The sequence below is a fragment of the Sulfitobacter sp. EhC04 genome, from assembly GCF_001650875.1.
GTDB lineage: Bacteria > Pseudomonadota > Alphaproteobacteria > Rhodobacterales > Rhodobacteraceae > Sulfitobacter.
Genome location: NZ_LXYI01000060.1, coordinates 1 through 25,744 on the forward strand (window position 1 = coordinate 1; position 25,744 = coordinate 25,744).

At 60.4% G+C, this 25,744-nt stretch carries 38 protein-coding genes; 22 read left to right on the forward strand and 16 right to left on the reverse strand.

The genetic code is table 11. The features are described from left to right. Nucleotides 1-182 precede the first annotated feature (182 nt). The 13 genes from A8B82_RS24395 to A8B82_RS20305 form a co-directional block, all read right to left on the reverse strand. The gene (locus A8B82_RS24395; protein ID WP_162841721.1) at nucleotides 183-359 is read right to left on the reverse strand and encodes a hypothetical protein; all 177 of its coding nucleotides are present in this window, start codon (nucleotides 357-359) and stop codon (nucleotides 183-185) included. Between the two features lie 118 nt (nucleotides 360-477). After that, a complete protein-coding gene (locus tag A8B82_RS20250; protein ID WP_161489487.1) occupies nucleotides 478-882 on the reverse strand; it encodes a type II toxin-antitoxin system death-on-curing family toxin in 405 nt (134 codons plus the stop codon). Between the two features lie 369 nt (nucleotides 883-1,251). Further along, complete coding sequence (gene rplP / locus A8B82_RS20255; RefSeq protein ID WP_067296658.1) at nucleotides 1,252-1,665, reverse strand: 50S ribosomal protein L16; 414 nt, start codon at nucleotides 1,663-1,665, stop codon at nucleotides 1,252-1,254. Between the two features lie 11 nt (nucleotides 1,666-1,676). Then, nucleotides 1,677-2,384 (reverse strand): 30S ribosomal protein S3, encoded by a 708-nt coding sequence (rpsC, locus tag A8B82_RS20260; RefSeq protein WP_067296660.1) that lies wholly within the window; start codon nucleotides 2,382-2,384, stop codon nucleotides 1,677-1,679. Continuing rightward, nucleotides 2,384-2,764: a 50S ribosomal protein L22 gene (gene rplV / locus A8B82_RS20265; RefSeq protein ID WP_025054725.1), complete on the reverse strand. Its 381-nt coding sequence runs from the start codon at nucleotides 2,762-2,764 to the stop codon at nucleotides 2,384-2,386. The genes rpsC and rplV overlap by 1 nt, the downstream gene beginning before the upstream one ends. A 3-nt stretch (nucleotides 2,765-2,767) precedes the next feature. After that, the gene (gene rpsS, locus A8B82_RS20270) at nucleotides 2,768-3,046 is read right to left on the reverse strand and encodes a 30S ribosomal protein S19 (protein ID WP_067296663.1); all 279 of its coding nucleotides are present in this window, start codon (nucleotides 3,044-3,046) and stop codon (nucleotides 2,768-2,770) included. Nucleotides 3,047-3,049: 3 nt separating this feature from the next. Then, a complete protein-coding gene (rplB, locus tag A8B82_RS20275; protein WP_067296666.1) occupies nucleotides 3,050-3,892 on the reverse strand; it encodes a 50S ribosomal protein L2 in 843 nt (280 codons plus the stop codon). Nucleotides 3,893-4,164: 272 nt separating this feature from the next. Further along, the gene (locus tag A8B82_RS20280; protein WP_067296668.1) at nucleotides 4,165-5,016 is read right to left on the reverse strand and encodes a delta-class carbonic anhydrase; all 852 of its coding nucleotides are present in this window, start codon (nucleotides 5,014-5,016) and stop codon (nucleotides 4,165-4,167) included. A 260-nt stretch (nucleotides 5,017-5,276) separates the two neighbouring features. After that, complete coding sequence (locus tag A8B82_RS20285; protein ID WP_067296670.1) at nucleotides 5,277-5,573, reverse strand: 50S ribosomal protein L23; 297 nt, start codon at nucleotides 5,571-5,573, stop codon at nucleotides 5,277-5,279. Then, nucleotides 5,570-6,187: a 50S ribosomal protein L4 gene (gene rplD, locus A8B82_RS20290; RefSeq protein ID WP_067296672.1), complete on the reverse strand. Its 618-nt coding sequence runs from the start codon at nucleotides 6,185-6,187 to the stop codon at nucleotides 5,570-5,572. The genes A8B82_RS20285 and rplD overlap by 4 nt, the downstream gene beginning before the upstream one ends. Further along, the gene (rplC, locus tag A8B82_RS20295) at nucleotides 6,184-7,056 is read right to left on the reverse strand and encodes a 50S ribosomal protein L3 (RefSeq protein WP_082899402.1); all 873 of its coding nucleotides are present in this window, start codon (nucleotides 7,054-7,056) and stop codon (nucleotides 6,184-6,186) included. Before rplC ends, rplD begins: the two co-directional genes overlap by 4 nt. A 13-nt stretch (nucleotides 7,057-7,069) precedes the next feature. Next, entirely contained in the window at nucleotides 7,070-7,387 is a 318-nt protein-coding gene (gene rpsJ / locus A8B82_RS20300) for a 30S ribosomal protein S10 (protein WP_005849850.1), read from the reverse strand. 210 nt (nucleotides 7,388-7,597) lie between these two features. Further along, nucleotides 7,598-8,164, reverse strand: coding sequence for a hypothetical protein (locus A8B82_RS20305; protein ID WP_067296675.1), 567 nt, complete (start codon nucleotides 8,162-8,164; stop codon nucleotides 7,598-7,600). Between the two features lie 180 nt (nucleotides 8,165-8,344). Here A8B82_RS20305 and A8B82_RS20310 point away from each other — a divergent pair, with 180 nt between their 5' ends. Continuing rightward, complete coding sequence (locus A8B82_RS20310; protein ID WP_067296677.1) at nucleotides 8,345-9,613, forward strand: hypothetical protein; 1,269 nt, start codon at nucleotides 8,345-8,347, stop codon at nucleotides 9,611-9,613. A 129-nt stretch (nucleotides 9,614-9,742) separates the two neighbouring features. On the opposite strand, the gene A8B82_RS20315 is transcribed toward A8B82_RS20310, so the two are convergent. Next, nucleotides 9,743-10,363 (reverse strand): 2OG-Fe(II) oxygenase family protein, encoded by a 621-nt coding sequence (locus tag A8B82_RS20315; RefSeq protein WP_067296680.1) that lies wholly within the window; start codon nucleotides 10,361-10,363, stop codon nucleotides 9,743-9,745. A gap of 204 nt (nucleotides 10,364-10,567) precedes the next feature. On the opposite strand from A8B82_RS20315, the gene rpmC reads away from it, so the two are divergent. The 11 genes from rpmC to rpmD all read left to right on the forward strand — a co-directional run bounded on the left by rpmC (nucleotide 10,568) and on the right by rpmD (nucleotide 14,901). After that, nucleotides 10,568-10,774, forward strand: a complete 207-nt coding sequence (rpmC, locus tag A8B82_RS20320) for a 50S ribosomal protein L29 (protein ID WP_067296682.1) — start codon at nucleotides 10,568-10,570, stop codon at nucleotides 10,772-10,774. 12 nt (nucleotides 10,775-10,786) lie between these two features. Continuing rightward, nucleotides 10,787-11,026 carry a 30S ribosomal protein S17 gene (gene rpsQ / locus A8B82_RS20325; RefSeq protein WP_067296684.1) on the forward strand — a complete coding sequence of 80 codons (240 nt, stop codon included), beginning with the start codon at nucleotides 10,787-10,789 and terminating at the stop codon, nucleotides 11,024-11,026. A gap of 69 nt (nucleotides 11,027-11,095) precedes the next feature. Next, the gene (gene rplN, locus A8B82_RS20330) at nucleotides 11,096-11,464 is read left to right on the forward strand and encodes a 50S ribosomal protein L14 (protein WP_067296687.1); all 369 of its coding nucleotides are present in this window, start codon (nucleotides 11,096-11,098) and stop codon (nucleotides 11,462-11,464) included. Beyond that, the gene (gene rplX, locus A8B82_RS20335; protein ID WP_067296689.1) at nucleotides 11,464-11,775 is read left to right on the forward strand and encodes a 50S ribosomal protein L24; all 312 of its coding nucleotides are present in this window, start codon (nucleotides 11,464-11,466) and stop codon (nucleotides 11,773-11,775) included. The genes rplN and rplX overlap by 1 nt, the downstream gene beginning before the upstream one ends. Beyond that, complete coding sequence (gene rplE, locus A8B82_RS20340; RefSeq protein WP_067296691.1) at nucleotides 11,768-12,331, forward strand: 50S ribosomal protein L5; 564 nt, start codon at nucleotides 11,768-11,770, stop codon at nucleotides 12,329-12,331. The genes rplX and rplE overlap by 8 nt, the downstream gene beginning before the upstream one ends. Nucleotides 12,332-12,350: 19 nt before the next feature. Next, complete coding sequence (gene rpsN, locus A8B82_RS20345) at nucleotides 12,351-12,656, forward strand: 30S ribosomal protein S14 (RefSeq protein ID WP_067296694.1); 306 nt, start codon at nucleotides 12,351-12,353, stop codon at nucleotides 12,654-12,656. 12 nt (nucleotides 12,657-12,668) lie between these two features. Then, nucleotides 12,669-13,061 carry a 30S ribosomal protein S8 gene (gene rpsH / locus A8B82_RS20350; RefSeq protein ID WP_067296696.1) on the forward strand — a complete coding sequence of 131 codons (393 nt, stop codon included), beginning with the start codon at nucleotides 12,669-12,671 and terminating at the stop codon, nucleotides 13,059-13,061. Between the two features lie 10 nt (nucleotides 13,062-13,071). Continuing rightward, the gene (gene rplF, locus A8B82_RS20355) at nucleotides 13,072-13,605 is read left to right on the forward strand and encodes a 50S ribosomal protein L6 (protein WP_067296698.1); all 534 of its coding nucleotides are present in this window, start codon (nucleotides 13,072-13,074) and stop codon (nucleotides 13,603-13,605) included. 11 nt (nucleotides 13,606-13,616) lie between these two features. Further along, nucleotides 13,617-13,976: a 50S ribosomal protein L18 gene (gene rplR, locus A8B82_RS20360; RefSeq protein ID WP_067296700.1), complete on the forward strand. Its 360-nt coding sequence runs from the start codon at nucleotides 13,617-13,619 to the stop codon at nucleotides 13,974-13,976. Nucleotides 13,977-14,127: 151 nt separating this feature from the next. Further along, nucleotides 14,128-14,709 carry a 30S ribosomal protein S5 gene (gene rpsE / locus A8B82_RS20365; RefSeq protein ID WP_067296703.1) on the forward strand — a complete coding sequence of 194 codons (582 nt, stop codon included), beginning with the start codon at nucleotides 14,128-14,130 and terminating at the stop codon, nucleotides 14,707-14,709. A 3-nt stretch (nucleotides 14,710-14,712) separates the two neighbouring features. Then, on the forward strand, nucleotides 14,713-14,901 hold the full coding sequence (rpmD, locus tag A8B82_RS20370; protein WP_067296706.1) for a 50S ribosomal protein L30: 189 nt from the start codon (nucleotides 14,713-14,715) through the stop codon (nucleotides 14,899-14,901). 94 nt (nucleotides 14,902-14,995) lie between these two features. Here rpmD and A8B82_RS20375 read toward each other — a convergent pair whose 3' ends face one another. Together A8B82_RS20375 and A8B82_RS20380 are read right to left on the reverse strand one after the other, a co-directional pair. Beyond that, a complete protein-coding gene (locus tag A8B82_RS20375) occupies nucleotides 14,996-16,447 on the reverse strand; it encodes an aldehyde dehydrogenase family protein (RefSeq protein ID WP_067296708.1) in 1,452 nt (483 codons plus the stop codon). Between the two features lie 65 nt (nucleotides 16,448-16,512). Further along, nucleotides 16,513-17,388 carry a LysR family transcriptional regulator gene (locus A8B82_RS20380; RefSeq protein WP_235604752.1) on the reverse strand — a complete coding sequence of 292 codons (876 nt, stop codon included), beginning with the start codon at nucleotides 17,386-17,388 and terminating at the stop codon, nucleotides 16,513-16,515. 103 nt (nucleotides 17,389-17,491) lie between these two features. Here A8B82_RS20380 and A8B82_RS20385 point away from each other — a divergent pair, with 103 nt between their 5' ends. From A8B82_RS20385 to A8B82_RS20430, 10 genes are all read left to right on the forward strand, one after another. Continuing rightward, on the forward strand, nucleotides 17,492-18,115 hold the full coding sequence (locus A8B82_RS20385) for a class I SAM-dependent methyltransferase (RefSeq protein ID WP_067296712.1): 624 nt from the start codon (nucleotides 17,492-17,494) through the stop codon (nucleotides 18,113-18,115). Nucleotides 18,116-18,279: 164 nt separating this feature from the next. Continuing rightward, nucleotides 18,280-18,762 carry a 50S ribosomal protein L15 gene (rplO, locus tag A8B82_RS20390; RefSeq protein ID WP_067296714.1) on the forward strand — a complete coding sequence of 161 codons (483 nt, stop codon included), beginning with the start codon at nucleotides 18,280-18,282 and terminating at the stop codon, nucleotides 18,760-18,762. A gap of 122 nt (nucleotides 18,763-18,884) precedes the next feature. Then, on the forward strand, nucleotides 18,885-20,258 hold the full coding sequence (gene secY / locus A8B82_RS20395) for a preprotein translocase subunit SecY (RefSeq protein WP_067296717.1): 1,374 nt from the start codon (nucleotides 18,885-18,887) through the stop codon (nucleotides 20,256-20,258). Then, nucleotides 20,255-20,899: an adenylate kinase gene (locus A8B82_RS20400; protein ID WP_067296720.1), complete on the forward strand. Its 645-nt coding sequence runs from the start codon at nucleotides 20,255-20,257 to the stop codon at nucleotides 20,897-20,899. The genes secY and A8B82_RS20400 overlap by 4 nt, the downstream gene beginning before the upstream one ends. Nucleotides 20,900-21,076: 177 nt before the next feature. Next, on the forward strand, nucleotides 21,077-22,132 hold the full coding sequence (locus A8B82_RS20405) for a Hint domain-containing protein (protein WP_067296721.1): 1,056 nt from the start codon (nucleotides 21,077-21,079) through the stop codon (nucleotides 22,130-22,132). A 283-nt stretch (nucleotides 22,133-22,415) separates the two neighbouring features. Continuing rightward, the gene (rpsM, locus tag A8B82_RS20410) at nucleotides 22,416-22,784 is read left to right on the forward strand and encodes a 30S ribosomal protein S13 (protein ID WP_067296723.1); all 369 of its coding nucleotides are present in this window, start codon (nucleotides 22,416-22,418) and stop codon (nucleotides 22,782-22,784) included. A gap of 15 nt (nucleotides 22,785-22,799) precedes the next feature. Then, nucleotides 22,800-23,189 (forward strand): 30S ribosomal protein S11, encoded by a 390-nt coding sequence (gene rpsK, locus A8B82_RS20415; protein ID WP_067296725.1) that lies wholly within the window; start codon nucleotides 22,800-22,802, stop codon nucleotides 23,187-23,189. Between the two features lie 113 nt (nucleotides 23,190-23,302). Beyond that, nucleotides 23,303-24,319: a DNA-directed RNA polymerase subunit alpha gene (locus A8B82_RS20420; protein ID WP_067296727.1), complete on the forward strand. Its 1,017-nt coding sequence runs from the start codon at nucleotides 23,303-23,305 to the stop codon at nucleotides 24,317-24,319. Between the two features lie 192 nt (nucleotides 24,320-24,511). Continuing rightward, a complete protein-coding gene (gene rplQ / locus A8B82_RS20425) occupies nucleotides 24,512-24,928 on the forward strand; it encodes a 50S ribosomal protein L17 (RefSeq protein WP_067296730.1) in 417 nt (138 codons plus the stop codon). 134 nt (nucleotides 24,929-25,062) lie between these two features. Next, the coding region (locus A8B82_RS20430; RefSeq protein ID WP_201120861.1) for a trypsin-like peptidase domain-containing protein at nucleotides 25,063-25,744 on the forward strand (682 nt) is incomplete at its 3' end.

Sequence of the window (25,744 nt, forward strand, 5' to 3'; positions counted from 1 at the left end):
GAAGATCACCGACTGATCACAGGCTGCGCCCGCAAGGGCGCGCTACTGACAGCAGAAAAAGCAAAGGCCGCTCCACAGGGGGCGGCCTTTGTCGTTTGGGGGTATGGGTGCCACAACGCGCCGACCTGGGCTCACAGGGCGTATCGCAGCTGTACGGGGCACTGCAGGGTGGCGGGGAAGGGCTACCTGGCCTTCTTCGCCGCTTTTTCTTCCTTGGTGAGCTTGTTGCCCCATTGATTGTTGCTAAGCCCGAGGTCTTCCCGCATCGGCTTTGTCTTGCCCTTCTTCACCTCTCCGCCCTTGTCCAGGAAGGCTTTGATGAGGTCTTCGTCGGTCGTGGCTTTGGGGACGTGTTTCATTGGGTGCTTCCTTTGAAACCAAACTGTTGCTCCGCTACCGTAGCTGGCAATCCGTACCGTTGAAATAAATATCTGAAGCGTCCAGTTCCGCGAGATCCTCCAAGTGCAAGTCAGTTGCTTAGCCTGAGTGGACAATTCGACTTTCAAACCAGAGCCTGATTCCAGGAAAGCCAAGAGCGTGGCTCGCAACGGCGACCACGAAATCATCAATCGGTTCATCATCTGAAATATCAAGTGTGTAGCCGCTTCGTTCAATCAGCAGCTCTACCAGAATCCACGCTGTGCGCTTGTTGCCGTCGATAAACCCGTGGTTGCCAACCACGCTTTCCAAAAGCGCAGAAGCCTTTGCCGCGATGGAACGGTGGTATCCCGAGTATGGTCTCGAAATTGCGGACTGGATCAAATGCAGGCTGGAAACACCATCACGGCCTCCATAGGTCAGCGCTTCGTCATGAGCGGCCATCGCGTCGGCGAGTGTTATCCGGTAATGGCGTTTACCGATCCGCCAGTCGCTGCAACGCAACGCCTCGCTTGCTGGAGACTTCTTTAATCGTCTTAACCGTCTTCGGGTTGCTTTTCGACGTACTCACGCTCGTCCCAACTGCGACGAACTTACCGCTTTTTGCGTTACGGGCGATCCAGCCCCCTTTTACAACGGTCTTTTTTGTGTTGTTCGCCATGGTCTCCACTCGCAAGCCAAGAAGTGCTCAATAGATATATATCATAGCAGAGGTATCGTTGCGCAAGAGTCTGTAAGTAGGGGCAAGTAAATAGAAAGCCCCCGCTGATCTCTCAGCGGGGGCTTTCCAATTTCTACCGGGGCCGGAACGGGCATTTCATGCGAAATACCCTGCCTCCGGCTGGACAGGCCCCGCGCGCGGGGCCGTCCGGATTACCAATCTTCTCTGACGACAACCCGTGTCTTGATCGGCAGCTTCATTGCGGCCAGGCGCAGCGCTTCGCGGGCCACGTCGTCACCGACACCGTCGATTTCAAACATGATCCGGCCCGGCTTGACCTTGGCGGCCCAGAAGTCGACGGAACCTTTACCCTTACCCATACGCACTTCGACGGGTTTGGAGGTGACCGGGACATCCGGGAAGATACGGATCCAGACGCGGCCCTGACGCTTCATGTGGCGCGTCATGGCACGGCGTGCGGCTTCGATCTGGCGTGCTGTTACACGCTCAGGCTGCAGTGCCTTCAACCCGTAGGTGCCAAAGTTCAGGTCAGACCCGCCCTTTGCCAGACCCTTGATCGAGCCTTTGAACTGCTTGCGGAATTTCGTCCGTTTTGGCTGTAGCATCTATCTGCTCCTTACCGGCGACCGCCGGCACCGCGAGGTGCTGGGCCGTCTTGAAGTTCCTGGTGCTTGCGATCGCGGGCGCCTGGATCATGTTCCATGATCTCGCCTTTGAAGATCCAGGTCTTGATCCCGATGATGCCATAGGCCGTTTCGGCTTCCACGTGGGCATAGTCGATGTCCGCACGCAGTGTGTGCAGCGGCACCCGGCCCTCGCGGTACCATTCGGTCCGGGCGATCTCGGCACCGCCAAGGCGGCCTGCGAGGTTCACGCGGATACCCAGGGCACCCATACGCATGGCGTTCTGAACCGCACGTTTCATGGCGCGGCGGAAAGACACCCGGCGCTCCAGCTGTTGTGCGATGCTTTCACCGACCAATGCGGCATCCAGTTCGGGCTTGCGGACCTCAACGATGTTGAGGTGCAGTTCCGAGCTGGTCATCTTGGCGATCTTCTGACGCAGACCTTCGATGTCTGCACCCTTCTTGCCGATGATGACGCCAGGACGCGCGGTGTGGATCGTGACGCGGCACTTCTTGTGCGGACGTTCGATGATCACGCGGGCAATACCGGCCTGCTTGCACTCTTCCTTGATGAAGGCGCGGATGGCGAGGTCTTCCAGCAGAAGATCGCCGTAGTCCTTCGTATCGGCATACCAGCGGCTGTCCCAAGTGCGGTTGACCTGCAGGCGCATGCCGATCGGGTTTACTTTGTTACCCATTATGCTTGCTCCTCAACTTGACGCACGACGATGGTGACTTCGGCAAACGGCTTCATGATCTTGCCGAACCGGCCACGGGCACGCGGGCGACCGCGCTTCATGGTCAGGTTCTTGCCGACATAGGCCTCGGCCACGATCAGCTCGTCCACGTCAAGGTTGTGGTTGTTCTCGGCGTTGGCAATGGCGGACTGAAGGCATTTCTTCACGTCCTGCGCGATCCGCTTCTTGGAGAAGGTCAGGTCCGTGAGGGCACGTTCCACCTTCTTGCCGCGGATCAGGCCAGCAACGAGGTTCAGTTTCTGCGGCGACGTCTTCAGCATGCGCAGTTTTGCGCGGGCTTCATTGTCTGCCACGCGGCGGGGATTTTTATCCTTGCTCATGGCTTATTTCCGCTTTGCTTTTTTGTCGGCGGCATGACCGTAGTAGGTCCGTGTCGGGGAATATTCACCGAACTTCTGACCAATCATGTCTTCGCTGACGTTGACGGGGATGTGCTTGTGACCGTTGTAGACGCCGAACGTCAGGCCAACAAACTGCGGGAGGATCGTGGAGCGGCGCGACCAGATCTTGATCACTTCGTTCCGGCCGCTCTCACGCGACGCTTCGGCCTTCTTGAGGACATAAGAGTCGACAAAAGGGCCTTTCCATACTGAACGAGACATCTATTAACGCCCCTTCTTCTTGGCGTGCCGCGAGCGGATGATCAGCTTGCTGGACGCTTTGTTCTTGTTGCGGGTCTTGGCACCCTTGGTCGGTTTGCCCCATGGGGTCACCGGGTGACGACCACCAGAGGTCCGGCCTTCACCACCACCATGCGGGTGGTCGATCGGGTTCATCACCACACCACGCACGGAGGGGCGGATGCCCTTGTGACGCATGCGGCCCGCTTTGCCGTAGTTCTGGTTGGAGTTGTCGGGGTTCGACACGGCACCGACGGTGGCCATGCATTCCTGACGCACCAGGCGCAGTTCGCCGCTGCTCAGACGGATCTGGGCATAGCCGCCATCGCGGCCCACGAATTGTGCGTAGGTGCCGGCAGCACGGGCGATCTGACCGCCTTTGCCGGGTTTCATTTCGATGTTGTGGACGATTGTGCCGATGGGCATGCCAGAGAACGGCATCGCGTTGCCCGGCTTGATGTCCTGCTTTGCGCCCGCGATGACCTTGTCACCGACGGCCAGACGCTGAGGGGCCAGGATATAGGCCTGCTCGCCATCTTCGTACTGGATCAGGGCAATAAAGGCTGTCCGGTTCGGGTCATATTCGATCCGCGCGACAACAGCGGACATGTCCAGCTTGTTGCGTTTGAAATCAACGATACGGTAGAGGCGCTTTGCACCACCACCTGTTCGACGCATTGTGATCCGTCCGGTGTTGTTCCGTCCGCCAGATTTGGTCAGACCCTGAGTAAGGGCTTTGACCGGGCGGCCTTTCCAAAGCTCCGAACGGTCGATCAGTACCAGCCCACGCTGGCCCGGCGTCGTCGGTTTGTACGACTTGAGTGCCATGTTGTCTGTCTTCCGTTTAGCTGTGTGCCGCCCGACGGGCGGCTATGGTTTGAAGGGCCCCGAAGGTCCCCGAGGGAGTGGCGCACAAGCTGTGCACCGGATGTACACAGGGCGTGCACCGCCCGGCATACAAACAACGACAGAGCCCCGGACGAATCCGGGGCTTTGCCGATGGGGTCGTGTAGGGGAGGACGCAGGGAGGGTCAAGTGATTAGACCCCAAATCCCGCGAACTGCACCCGGCAGCCGCATGTCAGTATTTTTGACCGCCCCTCAATGGGTGATCTGAGACAGCAGGTCCGGGTTCACCACGAGGTTGCGGACGCCATGGGCGTGGTCTTCTTCAAACGGATTGTCCTTGAGCCAGGCTTCCACCGACTGGATGCTGACACGCGCAACTTTGGGCCGGACATTCCAGGTGACCTCAAAAGGTGAGGCCTTTTCATTGTACCCCGGCCCGGTTGTCGATCCGGCATAGGATACGGGTTCCCCCAGCGTTTCCAGCAGATTGGGTGCCTGGTAGTAGCCATTCACTTTCTCGACCTGCGCCAGCTTGGTGAAATCCAGCGCCTGTTCATCGTTTACCAGGACCATCACCTCGGCCTCGACCCGCAGCTGCGGGTTGCCGATGGCATCGTTCAGGCAGGCCCCCAATGTCGGACCCGGTTCGATCTGGGCAGTGGAATAGACAAAATGGACCTCGATGGTATCACCCGGTTCAAGATCACCATGTTCGCTGACGCCAACCTTGTGATCCAGCGGCGTGCGTTCAGCGGCCGTCAGTTCACCGTCATATCTATAGCCGGTGCCGTTGCCATGCCCATCCCCGTTGCCCGCGTAGGTCGTGAACTCTCCCCCGCGGTGTTCAGCGTTTTCGTGGAAGTGGATGTTGCAAAGGTTCATCTGCGTAAAGGCAGGCGCGGCACCAAATACCCGCGTGTTGCTGCCCGTGGTCACGGTGATGTCACGCGGGGCTTGCGGGCCAAAACCAGCGCCATCGGTGCTGGATGCCAGCGCGGCACGCTGTTCGGCAATGACGGAGCCGGTAGCATCAGCAGATTCATCGGCGAAGGCAGTGTTGAACATCGCAATCGACGCGAATGCTGCCAAAAGGTAATGTCTCATTTTAGGATCCATATTTGTTCCGGTAGAGGATTGGAAACATGGAGAAGCCCCATCTGTTTCGGCATCTCCTACACTCCAATCCTGGCCCTGGCATATTCCCCATCAAACCGGAATGTATAGATGTTAGCGCCCAAAATTTGTTTACAAATTTGTAAGGAACTTTCCCGCCAAAAGCTCAATTCCGCCAAACCGGACGCTTGAAACAGGAAAAGGCCCCCCGCTTGCGCGGAGGGCCTTCCCAAACCTCAATCCAACCGGCCTTACAGCCCGGTGGAGACGTCGATCGTGTTGCCTTCTTCCAACGTCACATAGGCCTTCTTAACGTCGCGGCGTGTGCCGATCTGGCCACGGAAACGTTTGACCTTGCCCTTGGTGATGGTCGTGTTCACGGCCTTCACCTTGACACCAAAGAGAGCCTCTACGGCCTCTTTGATCTGGGGCTTGTTGCTGCCCATCGCCACTTCGAAGACGACAGCGTTGTTTTCGGACGCCATTGTCGCTTTCTCGGTGATGATCGGCTTGCGGATCACGTCGTAATGTTCGTGCTTGGCGGTCATTTCAAACGGGCCTCCAGTGCTTCGATCCCCGCTTTGGTGATCACCAGGGTGTCACGCTTGAGGATGTCGTAAACGTTTGCGCCCATTGTCGGCAGGATATCCAGACCTTCGATGTTGCGCGCGGCTTGCAGGAAGTTCTCATTCACGGTCGCCCCGTCAATGATCAGCGCCCGCTTCCAGCCAAGGTTCTTTACCTGCTTGGCCAGTGCTGCTGTTTTGCCATCGGACATTGCGTCATCAATGATGACCAATGCGCCGGCTTTCGCCTTGGCGGACAGCGCGTGGCGCAGGCCCAGCTTGCGGAACTTCTTGGTCAGTTCGTGACCGTGGCTGCGCGGGGTCGGGCCCTTGTAGATACCACCCTTGCGGAAGATCGGTGCAGAACGTGCGCCGTGGCGTGCGCCGCCGGTGCCTTTCTGGCGATAGATCTTCTTGGTCGAGTAGCTCACTTCCGAGCGTGTCTTGACCTTGTGCGTGCCTTGCTGGGCGTTGTTACGCTGCCAGCGCACGACGCGGTGCAGGATGTCGGCGCGCGGCTCAAGGCCAAACAGGGCCTCGTCCAGGTCTACCGATCCGGCCTTGCCGCCGTCGAGTTTGATGACATCGAGTTTCATGCGTCACCTTCTTTCTTGTCTTCGTCAGCGGCGGGCTCAGCGGAACCTTCGGCTGCGATTTCCTGTTCCGCTGCCTTCAGCGCTTCGGCTTCCTGTGCGGCTTGCTCTTCGGCCAGACGCTTGGCTTCGGCTTCTGCCTCGGCTGCGGCTGCGGCGGCTGCTTCTTCAGCGGCTTTCGCGGCTTCTTCTGCGGCAGATTTCAGCGCGGCGGGCAGGATTGCGTCATCGGGGAACGGTTTCTTGACCGCATCCTTGACGGTGACCCAGCCACCCTTGGAGCCGGGAACGGCGCCCTTGACCATGATCAGACCGCGAACGCTGTCGGTTTTGACAACTTCGAGGTTCTGGGTGGTGACACGGGCAGCACCCATGTGACCGGCCATCTTCTTGCCCTTGAACACCTTGCCGGGGTCCTGGCACTGGCCGGTGGAGCCGTGCGAACGGTGCGAGATCGAAACACCGTGCGTGGCGCGAAGGCCGCCGAAGTTGTGGCGCTTCATCGCACCGGCAAAACCTTTACCGATGGAGGTGCCTGCAACGTCAACGTACTGACCGGCAAAGTAATGGTCCGCGATGATTTCCTCGCCCACCGCGATCAGGTTTTCCGCATCGACGCGGAATTCGGCAACCTTGCGCTTGGGTTCGACCTTGGCGGCGGCAAAGTGGCCGCGCATCGCCTGGGAGGTCCGCTTGACCTTGGCCGTGCCCGCACCGAGCTGAACGGCGGTGTAGCCGTCTTTTTCGGTGGTGCGCTGTGCAACAACCTGAAGCTTGTCGAGTTGAAGAACGGTTACCGGGATCTGGCGGCCGTCTTCCATGAACAGACGGGTCATGCCCATCTTTTTTGCAATAACGCCTGAGCGCAACATGATATTACCCTCCTTACGATTGCAGCTTGATCTCGACGTCCACGCCAGCGGCCAGGTCGAGCTTCATCAGCGCGTCCACGGTCTGGGGGGTCGGATCAACGATGTCCAGCAGGCGCTTGTGCGTGCGGATCTCGAATTGGTCACGGGATTTCTTGTCAACGTGGGGGCCACGCAGAACTGTGAATTTCTCGATCTTGTTCGGCAGCGGAATGGGGCCGCGAACGGAGGCGCCGGTGCGTTTGGCGGTGTTGACGATTTCCTGGGTGGAGGCATCAAGCACCCGGTAATCAAACGCCTTCAGGCGAATGCGGATGTTCTGGCTTTGAGCCATGTGCAAATCCCTTGTCTTTGGGATGTCAACGGATTGGAGGACAGGCGCTCATCGCTCGCCCTCGTCGCGTCTTTATGTCTAACTGAAACGGGGCGCGTGTGGACGCACCCCGACTCAATGGCCGTGCTATAGGGGATGCACAGGGACGTGGCAAGGGGCGAGTTCGGGCGCTCGTGCCCGTTTGTCGGAGGTGGTCGGCTGGCTGTCGGTTCAGTCCTTGCGGCGCAGAAGGGTTCTGATCTCGCGTTCCACAGTGCCTTCGCGGACCCTGCGAAACAACAGGTCCAGCCCGCCGGGCGCAAGTGTGCGGTGGAATTCCTGCACTTCATAATCGCCCGCAGGGTCGATGAACAACGAAAAGACGGAGAAGGTCTCGCCCTCGATCCGGGCCCAGACGAAGGGTTCGCCCTGCAAGGGGTCCAGTGGCGTGGCCTTGCCGAATAGGTTCGTTTTCATGGCGGATTGATAGATGTTGTCGCGCGCGCTGGGGACAAAGCCGATGGAATAGGTCTTTTCCTTGATCCGGCCATCCTCGCGGTGGGTGGCGGAGGTCCAGCTGAGGGTAAAGCCCTCCTTGGTTGGCGCAATCGTGACGCTCATGTCCCGTTTCAGCGGGGCACCGTCCACGATCACCTCTGCTTCGCCTTCGTATGCCCCGACGAAATCCTTGATGGTTGCGGCGTGGCCGGTCACAGGGATCAGCGCCGCGCAGAGCGCAAGAATGAGCGCCAGCAAAAGGCCGGGCGAAACGCGGGCAGGGGAGAGGCGAATGGTCATTCTGGAACCTTACCGCGTTTGGCGCGCCAGTGTCAGGATTCTTTCCGTGCGCCACGCGCGGCGTGATGCGATATCCGCCACCACTATATATATCGTGGAACCTGTCGCGCCGTTTGGGCGTTGATCACGAAATATTGACAGTTTTACAGGGCCGCGCGGCCAATTGGGGGAAAGCACATCATGGCTGACAGCAAGAGCACATCGTGGAACACGGAACTTCTGGCGGTTGGTGCGGTGGCGGTGCTTGGCTGGGGCACGGCGCTCTATTTTGTGACCGCGCAATCACAGTCGGGTCAAACGATCCAGCAACTTGAAAGTGAGATCAGTCAGCGCACAGAGGCCCGCGGCACGGTGGATGATCTACAGGCCCGGATCGCCAACCTGCAACCAGAGGTCGAGACGCTGGAGGGCGACCGGGACGCAGTGCAGAGCGAGATCGACACTTTGCAACCGCAACTGGAGGAATTGCGGACCCAGCAATCCGAGGTCGAGAGCACAGTCGCATCGCAGCAGCAAAAGATCGAGGATCTGGAAACGCAGCTTGCCCCCATGCGCGAGGAGATCGCCGGTTTCGAGCAGCGCAAGAGTGAGCTGACCACGGAAGTCGACGCGCAGTCGCAGGAGCTGAATGACGTGAACGCCCGCCTTGAAGAGGCGCGGGCGGAGGAGGCGACAGTGCGCGAGACGCTGGCAAACCTGACCGACGACAGCGCGCGACTGTCTGAGGATGCCGCCGCAGCGGAAATGAAGATGCAGAAACTGACACAGCAAGAGACAGACCTGCGCGACCAGGTGACCAGAATGGAAACCAGCCTGGCCGAGATGGACGCCCGTCAGCAAACCCTGCAATCCGACATCGAGCGGTTGACCGCAGAGCGCACGGCCCTGGCATCCGATGTGGAGCAGGCCGAGGCACAGCGGCAGGAGGTTCAGCAAATGGTAACCGAGCTGACCGCGAACCTTGAGGAGCGGTCAAACGCCCTGCTTGAGGCGGAGCGGCGGATGACGGAGTTGCAATCGGCGGAAGCGCCCGAGGGCACCGAAGCGACAGCATCCGGCGATGCCAATGCGGCCGAGGGGACGGATGGCAGTTCCCAGGAGGGCGCGACATCCTCTGGCGACGGTTCTGACCCGTCCGGTCAATCTGGTGCTGAAGGGACTGATGAAGGCGCAGCACCGCCAGCCGAAGGGAGCACCAGCGATGAACAAAGCAGTGATACCCAAAGCAGTGATGAACAAAGCGGTGCTGCGTCCTCCGGTCAGGACGGCGACACTGCGGCTCAATCCGGCGCTGATGATGCGGCGTCCGATGATGCGACTGCCGAAGGATCGGACAGCCCCGATGCCCAGTCAGACGGCAATTCGGAGACCGAAAGTTCGGACAGCCCCGATAAGGCAGATCAACCGGATGGTGAAACGGAAGAAGCGCCCAAACCAGCCGACAATTGATCGCGATCCAATCGCACCATAACCCGAGGCCCGACCCCGCCCTGGTGGCGGGGCCGGGCGCGAACCGGATCGCAAGCGATCCAGGCGCTGAATGATCAATGTAACGAACTTCAGATACGGGTGACTGGTTCAGCCCCAGCTGTAATTGAAGCTGACGGAGATACGGTCGTCCTCGGCCATGTTCATCGGCACCTCATGGCGCAGCCAGCTTTCCCACAGCAGGACGTCACCGACCTTGGGCGCGACATAGGCAAATGTGCGCATCTCGGCGCGTGCGTCTTTCACCCGTCCGGGGGCGGCCATCATCATCGGCAGGCGCGGGTCCTCGAACTTGATGGCGCTGGCCCCGTCGGGCATGGCGACATAGGTGGTGCCGGAAATCACCGAATGCGGGTGCAGGTGGCCGGTGTGGATGCCGCCCTCGGGCAGGATGTTGATCCACAGGTCCTCAAGCTTCAGCTTCTTGCCATCGAGGTCAAATTGCAGGTCCTGGGCAAAAGCGGCGACATGTTTGTCCAGCGCCTTGACCAGATCCTTGAAAATCGGAAAGCGGTAGGGCAGGTCCGTCAGCGATGCATAGGAGGTGTAGCCGGGGTATCCGTTATCCTCGGACCACTGCTGCCCCGCCTCGTCATCCTCTGCGATGGAATAGCAGGAGGCCTCCATCTCGTCGGGGTCGATGGGTTTGCCGGGTTCCGACAGGGTGGCATGGTAAAGGCGGGTCACGAAGAGGGATCTGATATCGGTCATAGCGGCTGGATACCTCAGCGGCGCGGGCAAGGCGAGTGGTAAGAAGGGGCGAAGTGACGGTCGTTGCCACGCAAAATGGCCCAATCCGACAACAGGGGTTGCGTTAAATCGGCTCCCGGCGTATTGGCACCCTTCATCATGAACTCCACCAGAATCATGGTCACCCTTTAGGGGCCTGCTGGTGATGTTGAAAGGAAAGCGTCAATGAACGCCAAGGAACTGCATGACAAGACTCCGGACCAGCTCCGGGACGAGCTTGTCAATCTGAAGAAAGAAGCCTTCAACCTGCGCTTCCAGCAAGCCACCGGCCAGCTGGAAAACCCCGCGCGTCTGCGTAGCGTCAAACGTGACGCCGCCCGTGTGAAAACAGTGTTGAACCAAAAGGCCGCGCAAGCGGCTGCGGCCGAATAAGGAGCCTGATCCATGCCAAAGCGTATTCTGACAGGCACCGTCACATCGGACGCCAACATGCAGACAGTCACCGTTTCCGTGGAACGCCGTTTCACGCACCCGGTTCTGAAAAAGACCATCCGTAAGTCCAAGAAGTACCGGGCGCACGATGAGAACAACACATTCAAGGTGGGCGACAGTGTTCGCATCATCGAATGTGCACCAAAGTCGAAAACCAAACGTTGGGAAGTGCTGCAAGCCGCTGAGGCCTGAAGCACCAACCGTTAATCGAAACCCTGGGGATCAGGCACGCATCGCCCCCCAAAGGTCGGGAGAAACCAAATGATCCAGATGCAGACCAACCTGGATGTTGCTGACAACAGCGGCGCGCGCCGTGTTCAGTGCATCAAGGTATTGGGTGGTTCCAAGCGTAAGTACGCGTCCGTCGGCGACATCATCGTCGTATCGGTAAAGGAAGCCATCCCCCGCGGTCGTGTGAAAAAAGGCGACGTCCGCAAGGCCGTCGTTGTTCGCACCGCCAAGGAAGTGCGTCGCGACGATGGCACCGCCATCCGTTTTGACCGCAATGCCGCCGTCATCCTGAACAACAACAACGAGCCGATCGGTACACGTATCTTTGGCCCGGTTGTGCGCGAGTTGCGCGGCAAGAACTTCATGAAGATTATTTCGCTTGCGCCGGAGGTGCTGTAATGGCTGCTAAACTTCGCAAAGGTGACAAGGTCATCGTTCTGGCCGGCAAGGACAAGGGCAAGACGGGTTCGATCACGTCTGTTGACCCGAAGTCCGGCAAGGCCGTTGTGGACGGGATCAATATTTCCATCCGCGCCACACGCCAATCCCAGGAAAGCCAGGGCGGCCGCATCCCCAAGGCGATGCCGATCGACCTGAGCAACCTCGCCATCGTCGATGCCAATGGCAAGGCGACACGCGTGGGCTTCAAGATTGAAGGCGACAAGAAAGTGCGCTTTGCAAAAACCACGGGGGACGTGATTGATGCTTGATACTGCAACCTACACACCCCGCCTTCTGGGCATCTACCGCGACGAGATCCGCGCCAAGATGCGTGAAGAGTTCGGCTACAAGAACGACATGATGATTCCGCGCCTCGATAAGATCGTGCTGAACATCGGTTGTGGTGCCGAAGCCGTGCGTGACAGCAAGAAGGCCAAGAGCGCGCAGGAAGACCTGACCGCAATCGCAGGCCAGAAGGCGCTGACCACTGTGGCCAAGAAATCCATCGCCGGTTTCCGTGTGCGTGAAGACATGCCGTTGGGTGCGAAAGTGACCCTGCGCGGCGAGCGCATGTATGAATTCCTGGATCGTCTGATCACGATTGCAATGCCCCGTATCCGCGACTTCCGCGGCGTATCGGGCAAGTCTTTCGACGGTCGTGGCAACTATGCCATGGGCCTGAAAGAGCACATCGTGTTCCCCGAAATCGACTTCGACAAGGTCGATGAGAACTGGGGTATGGACATCGTCATCGCCACAACGGCGAAAACCGACGCAGAAGCGAAAGCATTGTTGAAAGCCTTCAACATGCCTTTCAACTCCTGAGCGCGGGGAAGGATTAGATATGGCTAAGAAATCCATGATCGCACGCGAAAAGAAGCGTGAAGCACTGGTCAAGAAATACGCAGCAAAGCGTGCCGCGCTGAAAGAGATCATCAGCGATGAAAGCAAGCCGATGGAAGAGCGTTTCCGCGCCTCCCTGAAGCTGGCGAAACTGCCCCGCAACTCCAGCGCCGTGCGTCTGCACAACCGCTGCCAGCTGACGGGCCGTCCGCACGCCTATTACCGTAAACTCAAAATCTCGCGTATCGCGCTGCGTGATCTCGGCTCTGCCGGTCAGATCCCCGGCATGGTCAAGTCGAGCTGGTAAGGAGCGCATCAGATGAACGATCCTATCGCAGATATGCTGACACGCATCCGCAACAGCCAGATGCGCGGCAAGTCCACCGTCATGACACCGGCTTCCAAGCTGCGTGCCTGGGTGCTGGATGTGCTGGCCGACGAAGGCTACATTCGCGGCTATGAAAAGATGACGGGTGCCGATGGCCACCCCGCCATCGAGATCAGCCTGAAGTACTACGAGGGCGAACCTGTCATTCGCGAGCTGAAGCGGGTCTCCAAGCCCGGTCGCCGCGTCTACATGGGCGCCAATGACATTCCGCAGGTCCGTCAGGGCCTGGGTGTGTCGATTGTCTCCACCCCCAAGGGTGTGATGTCGGATGCTGCTGCACGGACTGCCAATGTTGGCGGCGAAGTGCTCTGCACCGTATTCTAAGGAGAATTCGATGTCTCGTATTGGTAAAAAACCGGTCGCACTGCCCAGTGGCGTTTCCGCGTCCGTATCTGGCCAGACCATCGAAGTGAAAGGCCCCAAGGGGACCCGCAGCTTCAAGGCGACGGACGATGTCACGCTGAAGGTTGACGACAATGTTGTCACCGTAACGCCGCGCGGCACGTCCAAGCGCGCGCGCCAGCAGTGGGGCATGTCGCGCACAATGGTGGCGAACCTCGTCACCGGTGTGACCGACGGCTTCAAGAAAGAGCTGGAAATCCAGGGTGTTGGCTATCGTGCCGCGATGACCGGCAACACGCTGAAACTGAACCTCGGCCTGTCGCACGACGTCGATTACGTCGCACCCGAGGGTGTGACCGTAACCGCGCCCAAGCAGACCGAAATCGTTGTGGAAGGCATTGACGAACAGCTTGTTGGTCAGGTCGCTTCGAACATCCGCGCGTGGCGCAAGCCCGAGCCCTACAAGGGCAAAGGCATCCGCTACAAGGGCGAGTTCATCTTCCGCAAAGAAGGCAAGAAGAAGTAAGGAACGCAAAGATGGCAAACACGAAAAGACAGTTGTTCATCAAACGCCGCCTGCGCGTTCGGAACAAGCTTCGCCGCGTCAACGCCGGGCGCCTGCGCCTGTCGGTGCACCGGTCCTCCAAGAACATCAGCGTTCAGCTGATCGACGATGTGGCTGGCAAGACAGTCGCTTCCGCATCCACCCTGGAAAAAGATCTGGGCGTGGTTGGCAAGAACAACATCGACGCGGCAACCAAGGTTGGTGCGTTGATCGCGGAGCGGGCCAAGAAGGCCGGCGTGGAAGAAGCATACTTTGACCGGGGCGGTTTCCTGTTCCACGGCAAGGTAAAAGCGCTTGCAGATGCGGCCCGCGAGGGTGGTCTGAAGATCTGATGCGGCGGTGCGTGGGAGGCCACGCACCCTACATCACGTCAATACGATACGAAGGGGGCCGGCTGGCCCGCTCGATGATCCGGGAGCGCCACGCTCACCAGGATTGAAAACAAAACCGGGCGCATGTGTCCGCAGAACAAGGAGGCCGCAGATGGCCAGAGACGACAACCGTGGGGGCAACCGCCGCAATCAGCGCGACGAGACCCCGGAATTTGCAGACCGCCTTGTGGCGATCAACCGCGTGTCCAAGACCGTCAAGGGTGGTAAGCGTTTTGGCTTTGCCGCGCTTGTCGTTGTCGGCGACCAGAAAGGCCGCGTCGGCTTTGGCAAGGGTAAGGCCAAGGAAGTCCCCGAGGCGATCCGCAAGGCCACAGAGCAGGCCAAGCGTCAGATGATCCGCGTTCAGCTGCGCGAAGGTCGTACCCTGCACCACGACATGGCCGGCCGTCATGGCGCGGGCAAGGTCGTGATGCGCAGCGCCCCGGAAGGTACTGGTATCATCGCCGGTGGTCCGATGCGTGCCGTGTTCGAAATGCTGGGCGTCAAGGATGTCGTGTCCAAGTCGATTGGTTCGCAGAACCCCTACAACATGATCCGCGCCACCATGGACGGCCTGCGCAAAGAGCAATCGCCCCGTTCCGTCGCGCAGCGTCGCGGCAAGAAGGTCGCTGACATTCTGCCCAAACGTGAAGATGCCGCTGAATCGTCTTCGCACGTAGCCGAGGAGGCCTAAACCATGGCGAAAACCATTGTCGTCAAGCAGATCGGTTCACCGATCCGCCGCCCCGCGAAACAGCGTGCCACGCTGATCGGTCTGGGTCTGAACAAGATGAACCGCACCCGCGAGCTGGAAGACACGCCCTCCGTGCGCGGCATGATCAATTCGATCCCCCATATGGTCGAGATCGTCGAAGAAAAAGGGTAACCGATCTTTTCGAAAAGATCGGACCGGAGTTTTCCAAAACTCCGGCACCAGTATCAGACGCCTCGCAGGTTGCTGCGGGGCGTTTTGCATTTCACTACCCGTGAAAGGCCGCCACGGTCTTGAGCGAGGTGAACCCATAGAGCGCCTCGAACCCCTTTTCGCGGCCATGGCCCGACAGCCCGGTTCCGCCAAAGGGCAGTTCCACCCCGCCACCTGCGCCGTAGTTGTTCAGGAACACCTGTCCCGCGCGCAACGCGCGTGCCAGCCGCATCTGCCGTGCGCCATCCCGCGTCCAGACAGAGGCGACAAGCCCGTAATCGGTGCCGTTGGCGATGGCCAGCGCCTCGGCCTCATCCTCGAATGGGATGATCACCTGAACCGGGCCGAAAATCTCGTCCTGCGCCAGCGGATGATCCGCTGCGACCCCGGCAAAAAGTGTCGGGGCAACATAGGCCCCCGCGCCGGGCAGATTGCCAAGGGCGGCCTGCGCCGCCATCTCCAGATCGCTGCCGCTGTCCAGGAAACCCCGCACGATGTCGCGCTGCCGGGTCGAGATCAACGGCCCCACGTCCAGATCATCCAGCGCCGGACCAACCCGCAGCGCGGCATAGCGTTCGGCCATGGCGCTGACGATCTGGTCATAGACACCGCGCTGCACCAGGATGCGCGAGGAGGCGGAACAGGTCTGCCCCGCGTTCTGGATGCCGGCGTTGACGAGAAAGGGCAGGGCGGCGTCGATATCGGCGTCGTCGAAAACCAGTTGCGGGGATTTGCCGCCCAGTTCCAGCGTCACCGGCACCACATTCTCGCCCGCCGCCTTCTGGATCAGCTTACCGACCCCGACCGAGCCGGTGAAAGAGACGTGATGCACCCCCGGATGGCCCGCCAGTGCCGCGCCCGCCTCGGCCCCCAGTCCCGGCACCACGTTCAGTGCCCCATCGGGCAGGCCCGCCCGCCGCGCCAGTTCGCCAAAGGCAAGCGCGGTCAGGCAGGCTTCCTCCGCCGGTTTCAGCACGGCGGCATTGCCCGTCGCCAGCGCCGCACCCACCGAGCGACCGATGATCTGCATCGGATAGTTCCAGGGAATGATATGCCCGGTCACCCCATGCGCTTCGCGCAGGGTATAGACGGTATAGCCGTCAAGATAGGGGATGGTTGTGCCATGCAGCTTGTCCACGGCACCGGCGTAGAACTCCATGTAGCGGGCCAGGGCGTTCACATCCGCAAGGGCCTGTTTCAGGGGTTTGCCCACGTCCATTGCCTCAAGCCGGGCGAGTTCGTCTGCGTTTTCCAGCACCAATGTGCCGATCCGCGACAGGATGCGCCCCCGCTCGACCGCTGTTGCGCGGCCCCAGTCGCCCGCATGGGCCGCCGTTGCAGCCGCGACAGCCCGGTCAATGTCATCCGCCGTGCCGCGTGCAATGTCACACAGCCCGCTGCCGTCCGACGGGTTGGTCAGCGGCAAGGTCGCGCCACCTGCGGGCGCTTGCCATTGGCCATTGATCAGGCAGAGGGCAGGGTCGATATCGAGCGGGCGTAGCGGCATCGGGGATACTCCGGGAAAAGGATGTCGGGGCAGGATACCTCTCCGCTCCGCAGTGTCGAGAGGGCTCAGCGCGGCAGATGGTCGGCCAGGAAGTCGAAAACCAGCCGGATGCGGGGGTTGCTGTGCAATTCGCGGTGGGCCACCAACCAGGTGGGAAAATTGATTTCCGGAATCAGTTCCGGCAGGACCGGCGACACCCCCGTCGTCCGGGTGCCCAGGGTTTCCGACATCAGCCCGATCCCCAGCCCATGGCGCACCATCTCCCATCCGACGACGCCGCTTTCGGACCAATGGACGAAATTGGCGGTGGTCAGCGGCAGTTTCAGCGTGGCGATCTGCGGCAGCATCCGCGCCGGTTCGCCGTAGCCGATCATGCGCGCCTGGGCAAAATCTCCGATTGTCCGGGGCAGGCCATATTGTTCGGCATAGCTTTGCGCGGCGTAGCAATGGGCGCGGGTCTGGAACAGCAGCTTGGCTGTCAGGTCGTGCTGCGTGGGCCGCACGTGGCGAATGGCAATGTCGGCCTCGCGGCGCTTGAGGTCGCTCAGCGCGTTGGAGGCGACAACCTCTACCGTGATGCCGGGGGCCGAGTGGCGCAGTTTCGCCAGAAGTTCCGGCAGCAGAAAGGTGGCGGTCACATCACTGGCACTGACCGACACATGACCTTCAATCGAGGTTGACCGCCCGGAGGCTGCCAGCGATATGCGTTCGGCGGCGGCACCCATGCGCTTGAAATGATCCAGCATGTCGCGGCCCGCGTCCGTCAGGTGCAGGGCCTTGCCGACGCGTTCGAACAGCAGCACGCCCAGATCCTGTTCCAACCCGGCGACCTGACGGCTGAGAGTCGGTTGGGTCAGGCCAAGCGCGCGGGCGGCGGCGGAAAGCGACCCATGCTCAGCCGTCGCCAGAAAGGCGCGGCCGCGGTTCCAGTCAAAGCTCATTTGGGCGTGATCCATGCAATACCGTATATCTAACCTGAAAATTTCCGCAATTACCTTGCAGATGTGTATGCATTATCCAAGCGCAACTGAGATGGAGACAGATATGAAACCAAGTGCAAAATTCTGGGATGGTGCCGCCCAAAAGTACGCCCGCCAGCCCGTCAGGGATGAGGGGGCCTATGCCCAGACGCTGGACCGCATCCGGTCCTACCTGAAGTCGGATGACAAGGTATTGGAGGTCGGTTGTGGCACCGGGTCGACGGCGCTGACTCTGGCACCGCAGGTCGAACATCTGCATGCGACGGACCTGTCGCAGCGCATGATCGACATCGCGCAAGGCAAGGCGCGGGCACAGGAGGCCGGCAATGTGACCTTCAGCACGATGGCCGTCGGGCCCGGCGTGGATGCGGGCGGCCCCTTTGATGTGGTGATGGGGTTGAACCTGTTGCACCTGGTTGAGGACCTGCAAGGCGCATTGGCGGCGATGGCAGCACAGACCGCAGAGGGTGGCCTGCTGATTACCAAGACCGTTTGCCTGGGCGAGAAACCGGGCATCTGGCGCTTGGTCCTGCCGGTAATGCAATTCATCGGCAAGGCACCCTTTGTCCACTTCCTGAAAATCGCCGATCTGGACCGCGCCATCGAACAGGCGGGGTTCGAGATTATCGAGACCGGGAACTATCCGGCCTCTCCGCCCAGCCACTTTGTCGTGGCCCGCAAGCGGTGAAGCTCTGACGGCGCGGGGGGGGCATGTGCAACCCCGCTTGATCCTGCGCCGGGCCTCGTCTATACGCCCCCGGTGGAGGCATGACGCCTCCGCTATAGATTCGTAAACGCCGCGTTTGGCCGCTCCCGTCGCTGGGGGCCAATTCCGGCAAAAGGAGAAGCGACATGAAACTGAATGAACTTTCCGACAATCCAGGCGCAGCCAAGAAACGCATGCGCGTGGCCCGTGGCCCCGGCTCTGGCAAGGGCAAGATGGGTGGCCGTGGTATCAAGGGTCAAAAGTCCCGTTCCGGCGTGGCGATCAAGGGCTACGAAGGCGGCCAGATGCCGCTCTATCAACGTCTGCCCAAGCGTGGCTTCAACAAGCCGAACCGCAAGAGCTATGCCGTTGTGAACCTGGGCCTGATCCAGAAATTCATCGACGCCAAGAAGCTGGACGCAGGCAAGGCGATCGACGCCGAAGCACTGGTTGCATCCGGTCTGGTGCGCCGCGCACTGGACGGCATTCGCGTGCTGGCCAAGGGCGACATCACGTCCAAGATCGACCTGCACGTTGCGGGCGCATCCAAATCTGCCGTTGAAGCGGTGGAAAAGGCGGGCGGTTCCTTGACCGTCACAGCACCTGCGGCGGCGGCAGCAGCCGAGTAATCGGACCTTAAGACTTGTGAGCGGGCCGCGTCCCGCTTACATGTTCCTTCGAGTTTTCCCAGAACGCCGCCCGCCGGAAAACGGCCGGGGCGGCGTTTGCATAACAATAAAAGAGACCCCTCATGGTATCAGCCGTCGAAAACATGGCCGCCAACACCAGCTGGTCCGCGTTGGGCAAGGCGACAGACCTGCGCAACCGGATCCTGTTCACGCTGGGTTTGCTGATCGTCTACCGGTTGGGCACCTTCATTCCGGTGCCGGGGATCGACGGTCAGGCGCTGCGCGACTTCATGGAGAGCGCGGGCCAGGGCATCGGCGGCATGGTGTCGATGTTCACCGGCGGCGCGCTGGGGCGGATGGGCATCTTTGCCCTGGGGATCATGCCCTATATCTCGGCCTCGATCATTGTTCAGCTGATGACCTCGATGGTGCCTGCGCTTGAGCAGCTCAAGAAAGAGGGCGAGCAGGGGCGCAAGAAGATCAACCAATACACGCGTTACGGCACCGTGGCGCTGGCGACCCTGCAGGCCTATGGGCTGGCAGTCAGCCTGGAGGCGGGCGACATCGCCGCTGATCCGGGGCTTTATTTCCGCATTGCCTGCATGATCACGCTGGTCGGCGGCACCATGTTCCTGATGTGGCTGGGTGAGCAGATCACCTCGCGCGGGATCGGCAACGGCATTTCGCTGATCATCTTTGTCGGCATCATCGCCGAGGTCCCCGCCGCGATTGCACAGTTCTTTGCCTCCGGCCGGTCCGGTGCGATCAGCCCGGCGGTGATCATCGGCGTGTTGCTGATGGTGGTACTGACGATCATGTTCGTCGTGTTCATGGAGCGTGCGCTGCGCAAGATTCACATCCAGTATCCCCGCCGCCAGGTCGGGATGAAGATGTATGACGGCGGGTCCAGCCACCTGCCGGTCAAGGTGAACCCGGCGGGCGTGATCCCTGCGATCTTTGCCTCTTCGCTGCTGCTGCTGCCGGTCACGATCAGCACGTTCTCGGGCAATTCCACCGGGCCGATCATGTCGGTCCTGCTGGCGAACTTCGGCCCCGGTCAGCCGCTGTACCTGCTGTTCTTCATTTCGATGATCGTCTTCTTTGCGTATTTCTATACCTTCAACGTCAGCTTCAAGCCTGACGAAGTGGCCGAAAACCTGAAAAGCCAGAACGGTTTTGTCCCCGGCATCCGTCCGGGCAAGAAGACCGCAGAATATCTTGAATACGTGGTGAACCGTGTCCTTGTGCTGGGCTCTGCCTATCTGGCGCTGGTCTGTGTGCTGCCAGAGGTGCTGCGTGGTCAATTCGCGATCCCCTTCTATTTTGGCGGCACATCGGTGCTGATCGTTGTCTCTGTGACAATGGATACGATCCAGCAGGTCCAAAGCCACCTGTTGGCGCATCAATACGAAGGTCTACTCGAAAAGTCACAGTTGCGCGGTAAAGGTGCCGGCAAAGGAAAACCACGCAAGAAACGGAGCCCCGTACGCCGATGAACATTATTCTCCTTGGACCGCCGGGCGCCGGCAAAGGCACGCAAGCACGCCATCTGGTTGAAACCCGGAACATGGTTCAGCTTTCCACCGGTGACATGCTGCGCGAAGCCAAGGATTCGGGCACCGAGATGGGCAAGATGGTTGCCGATGTCATGGCGCGTGGCGATCTGGTGACCGATGAGATCGTGATCGGCCTGATCCGCGAAAAGCTGGAAGGCGACAACAAGGGCGGTTTCATCTTTGACGGGTTTCCCCGGACGCTGGAGCAGGCAGACGCGCTGTCGCGCCTGATGGCGGACGAGGGGCAGACGCTGGATGCCGTGATCGAAATGCGCGTCGATGACGAGGCGCTGGTCGCTCGCATCACGGCGCGATCCACCTGCGCCTCCTGCGGTGAAGTCTACAATGACAATACCAAGCCGATCCCCGCAGACGGCAAATGCAGCAACTGCGGCGGCACCGAGTTCACCCGCAGGGCCGATGACAACGAGGAAAGCCTCAAGACACGGCTGATGGCCTATTACAAACAGACCTCGCCGCTGATCGGCTACTACTATGCCAAGGATATGCTGAGCGTGGTAAATGGTCTGGGTGCCATCGAAGACGTGCAGCGCGGCATTTCCGAAGCCCTCGGTTCCTGACAGGCGTCACCCGACGAATCTGACCCACAAGCCGGCGCGCGGCATGTTCTTGCCTGCGCGCTGTGCCATCTCCTGTTCTGCCTTCAATTTGCCATGAATTTGATTGATTGGTGAGTCGGACCCGCGAACAGTCGTGGGCCGGACAGGGGCGTCAGACCCCTTCGAAGTGTGGGCAACATGTCAGGTGAGCAGTTTCTCCTTTCCGGAGATCAGATCGCGCAATTTGCAACCGCGAATGTCACCTTTCCCGGCGGCACTTCGACCATCAGGTTGAACGGTATCAAGACGCTGGGCGACGAGAATTCGCGTTTCTTCCTTGTCCGAACGCAGGGCGAGGGCGAAACAATTGGCAATGGCCAGTTCTTTGCGATTCATGCCGCCGTCCCCAACGCCGCTGGCACGCTGGTGCCGTCGTCCACCCCGCTCATCTCCGCCAACTTCTCGACGCCGGATGCCTACAACAATGCGGGCGCGGGGGATGATTACATCATCTTCGGGCTCTTCGGCGGCACGCGATTCGCCATCGACCTCGGCGGGTTCGGCCCCGGCGGGACCGCGACATTCGTGCAGGGGCGCGATGTGCTGCCAGGCGGCAACGGGGAACTGGAGCTTTCGGATATCGCATCTGCGAACCCGGACGGGATTGTCTGTTTTTGCCGCGGCACGCCGATCCGCACGCCGGATGGGGATGTGCCGGTAGAGAGTCTTCGCGCCGGAGACATGGTGATGACGCTGGACAACGGCGCACAGGCGGTCCGATGGATTGCGACCACGCGCGTCGCCCTGACACCCGAAAACGCGGCGCTTGCGCCAATCCGTCTGCGTCCCGGCGCGCTTGGGCAAGGGTTGCCGATTTGTGAGATCATGGTGTCGCCCGCGCACCGGTTCCTGTTCGCCGGGGCGCGGTGCGAATTGCTGCTGGCAACGGATCAGGCGCTGGTCGCCGCCCGCCATCTTGTCGACGGCGAGGCGATCCGGGAAGTACAGGACATGCCCGAGGTCGAGTACTGGCACTTCATGTGCGACCGGCACGAAATCGTCTTTGCCGGAGGCAGCGAAACCGAAAGCTTCAATCCCGGCGACCGGGCGGTGGATGCCGTGGACGAAACCACCCGGCGTGAACTGTTCCGCCTGTTTCCGGAGTTGCGCAGCGGCATCATGCGTGCCATGTGGAAGACCGTCCGGCCCACAGCGCGGGCCTATGAAGCGCGACTGCTCTGCGCCGCGATCTGACAGCGGCAGGAAACCGCATTCGGCCCTGCGAAAGCCCGCCGGGTCCGCCAAAACCGCTTGCATGTGGCGGAAGCAGGCGCATCGGGCGGTTCGTGCCTTGACCCTTGTCCTGATTGCCCGTAACCAGCCCTATCTTGAAGACGAATCAATTTGCGGCAGGGGGGATTCTCCGTTCCGCAAGATCACCTGATCAGCCAGGCCCGGCGCGCCCAAAACGCATCGGGCTTATGTTGTGAAAAAAGGGTCCGGTATCACGGACCCGCAACGAAAAGGAATATGACACGTGGCACGTATTGCCGGCGTTAACATCCCGACTGCAAAGCGGGTTCCCATCGCCCTCACCTATATCACCGGTATCGGTAACTCTTCGGCCCGCGCGATCTGCGAAGCGGTCGGCATCGACCTGTCCCGCCGGGTCAATGAACTGAGCGACGCCGAAGTTCTGAAAGTGCGCGAGCACATCGACGAAAACTACACCGTCGAAGGTGACCTGCGTCGCGACACGCAGATGAACATCAAGCGCCTGATGGACCTTGGTTGCTACCGTGGCCTGCGCCACCGCCGCAACCTGCCGGTTCGTGGCCAGCGCACCCATACCAACGCACGCACACGCAAGGGCCCCGCAAAGGCCATTGCCGGCAAGAAGAAATAAGGGAGGGCTGAGAACATGGCACGCGATGCAAAACGCACCAAACGCAAGGTCTCCAAGAACATCGCCGCAGGTGTGGCGCATGTGAATTCGAGCTTCAACAACACCAAGATCCTGATTTCCGACGTTCAGGGCAATGCGATCAGCTGGTCGTCCGCCGGAACATGCGGTTTCAAAGGCTCGCGGAAATCCACACCCTATGCCGCCCAGATGGCCGCAGAGGATGCGGGCCGCAAGGCGCAGGAACATGGCGTCAAGACGCTGGAAGTCGAAGTTCAGGGGCCGGGTTCCGGTCGTGAGAGCGCCCTGCGCGCCCTGGCGGCTGCCGGTTTCAACATCACCTCGATCCGTGATGTGACACCGATGGCACACAACGGCTGCCGCCCGCCCAAGCGCCGCCGCGTCTAAGCGCGACTTTATTGACGGGGCTGCGTGTTTTCGCGCGGCCCCATACCGTTTTTTTTAAACCTCGAGCGTATCCGCCGACCGGACATGCGGCAGATACTAGGATGGAGGGACACATGATCCATAAGAACTGGGCCGAATTGATCAAGCCACAGCAGCTTGACGTAAAGCCGGGCAACGATCCCGCGCGTCAGGCGACCGTGGTTGCCGAGCCGCTGGAGCGCGGCTTCGGTCTGACCATGGGCAACGCGCTGCGCCGCGTTCTGATGTCCTCGCTTCAGGGTGCCGCGATCTCCTCCGTGCAGATCGACAATGTGCTGCATGAATTCTCTTCGGTTGCCGGTGTCCGCGAAGATGTCACCGACATCGTCCTGAACCTCAAGGGTGTCTCGATCCGCATGGAAGTCGAAGGGCCCAAGCGCCTGTCGATCTCTGCCAAGGGTCCGGGCGTTGTCACTGCCGGTGACATCAGCGAATCCGCCGGTATCGAGATCCTGAACCGCGATCACGTCATCTGTCACCTCGACGATGGCGCGGACGTCTACATGGAACTGACTGTCAACACTGGCAAGGGCTATGTCAGCGCTGATAAGAACAAGCCGGAAGATGCGCCCATCGGTCTGATCCCGATCGACGCGATCTATTCGCCGGTCAAGAAGGTCAGCTATGACGTGCAGCCCACCCGCGAGGGCCAGGTGCTGGACTATGACAAGCTGACCATGAAGGTGGAAACCGACGGGTCGATCACACCGGATGACGCGGTGGCCTTTGCCGCACGCATCCTGCAGGATCAATTGGGTATCTTCGTCAACTTCGACGAGCCGGAATCGGCCTCCCGTCAGGACGACGACGACGGTCTGGAATTCAACCCGCTGCTTCTCAAGAAAGTCGACGAGCTGGAGTTGTCGGTGCGTTCCGCGAACTGCCTGAAGAACGACAACATCGTCTACATCGGCGATCTGATCCAGAAGACCGAAGCAGAAATGCTGCGCACCCCGAACTTTGGCCGCAAGTCCCTGAACGAGATCAAGGAAGTGCTGTCGGGCATGGGTCTGCACCTCGGCATGGACGTCGAGGACTGGCCGCCAGACAACATCGAAGACCTGGCCAAGAAGTTCGAAGACAACTTTTGATGGTGTGGCGGGGTGAAACCCCGCCTTACCGCACTACCGGGCATCCCGCCCTTTCATTGCCCGCCTGAGGGCAGACAACTATCGGGTTACGCGCCTCCCTTCGGGTGACGCTGACCCCAAGGAGAGTTGGCGCTACGCACGCCAGCCGGACAAAGCAAAATCGCCCGTAGAGGGCACATTAGGAGAACAGAAATGCGTCACGCACGTGGATACCGCCGCCTGAACCGCACACATGAGCACCGCAAGGCGCTCTGGGCAAACATGGCAGGCTCGCTCATTGAGCATGAACAGATCAAGACAACGCTGCCCAAGGCCAAGGAACTGCGCCCGATCATCGAAAAGATGATCACGCTGGCCAAGCGCGGCGATTTGCACGCCCGCCGCCAGGCGGCCGCGAAGCTCAAGCAGGACGCCTATGTGGCGAAACTGTTCGACATTCTCGGCCCGCGCTACAAGGACCGCCAGGGCGGTTACGTGCGCGTTCTCAAGGCGGGTTTCCGCTATGGTGACATGGCGCCGATGGCGATCATCGAATTTGTCGACCGCGACCGCGACGCCAAGGGCGCTGGCGACAAGGCCCGTCTGGCCGCCGAAGAAAACGCGGACTAAGAATTTTCGCATTTTGCGCGTTGAAAGCCCTGCCTTCTGGCGGGGCTTTTTTTGTTTGCCGAGGTGCAGGGATATTTTTAGCCAAAAAGAGCAGGGGAGTTGCGCATTCCGCATCTGCCGCGCATATCTGGGGCATGAGATATCTGTTGATGATCCTTGCCCTTCTGGCAGGCCCCGCGCTGGCCCAGCAGGTGCCGCAGTCCGCCGCGCAAATGCAGTTGAGCTTTGTGCCGCTGGTCAAACAGGCGACCCCGGCGGTGGTCAATATCTATGCCAAGATCATGACCGCCCCGCGCCGGACACCGTTGCAGAGCGATCCTTTCTTTGAACGCTTTTTCCGCGACCCTTTTTCGGAGCGGCCCCGCGTGCAGAACTCTCTGGGGTCCGGCGTGATCCTGTCCGCCGACGGGATCGTGGTGTCGAATTTCCATGTCGTGGGTATGGCAACGGAGATCCGTGTCGTGCTCAACGACCGTCGGGAGTATTCGGCAGAGGTCTTGCTGGGCGATGCGGAGGCTGATCTGGCCATTCTCAAAATCAACGCGGATGAGCCGCTGCCCTATCTGAACCTGCGCGACAGCGAAACGGTGGAGGTGGGCGAACTGACCTTGGCGATTGGCAATCCGTTTGGCGTGGGCCAGACGGTGAGCAGTGGCATTGTTTCGGGGCTGGCGCGCTCCGGGGCGGGGGGCGGCAATTCGGGGCTGGGCTATTTCAACCAGACCGATGCGCCGATCAACCCCGGCAATTCCGGCGGTGCGCTGATCGACATGGCAGGGCAGTTGATCGGGATCAACACCTCGATCCTGACACGGG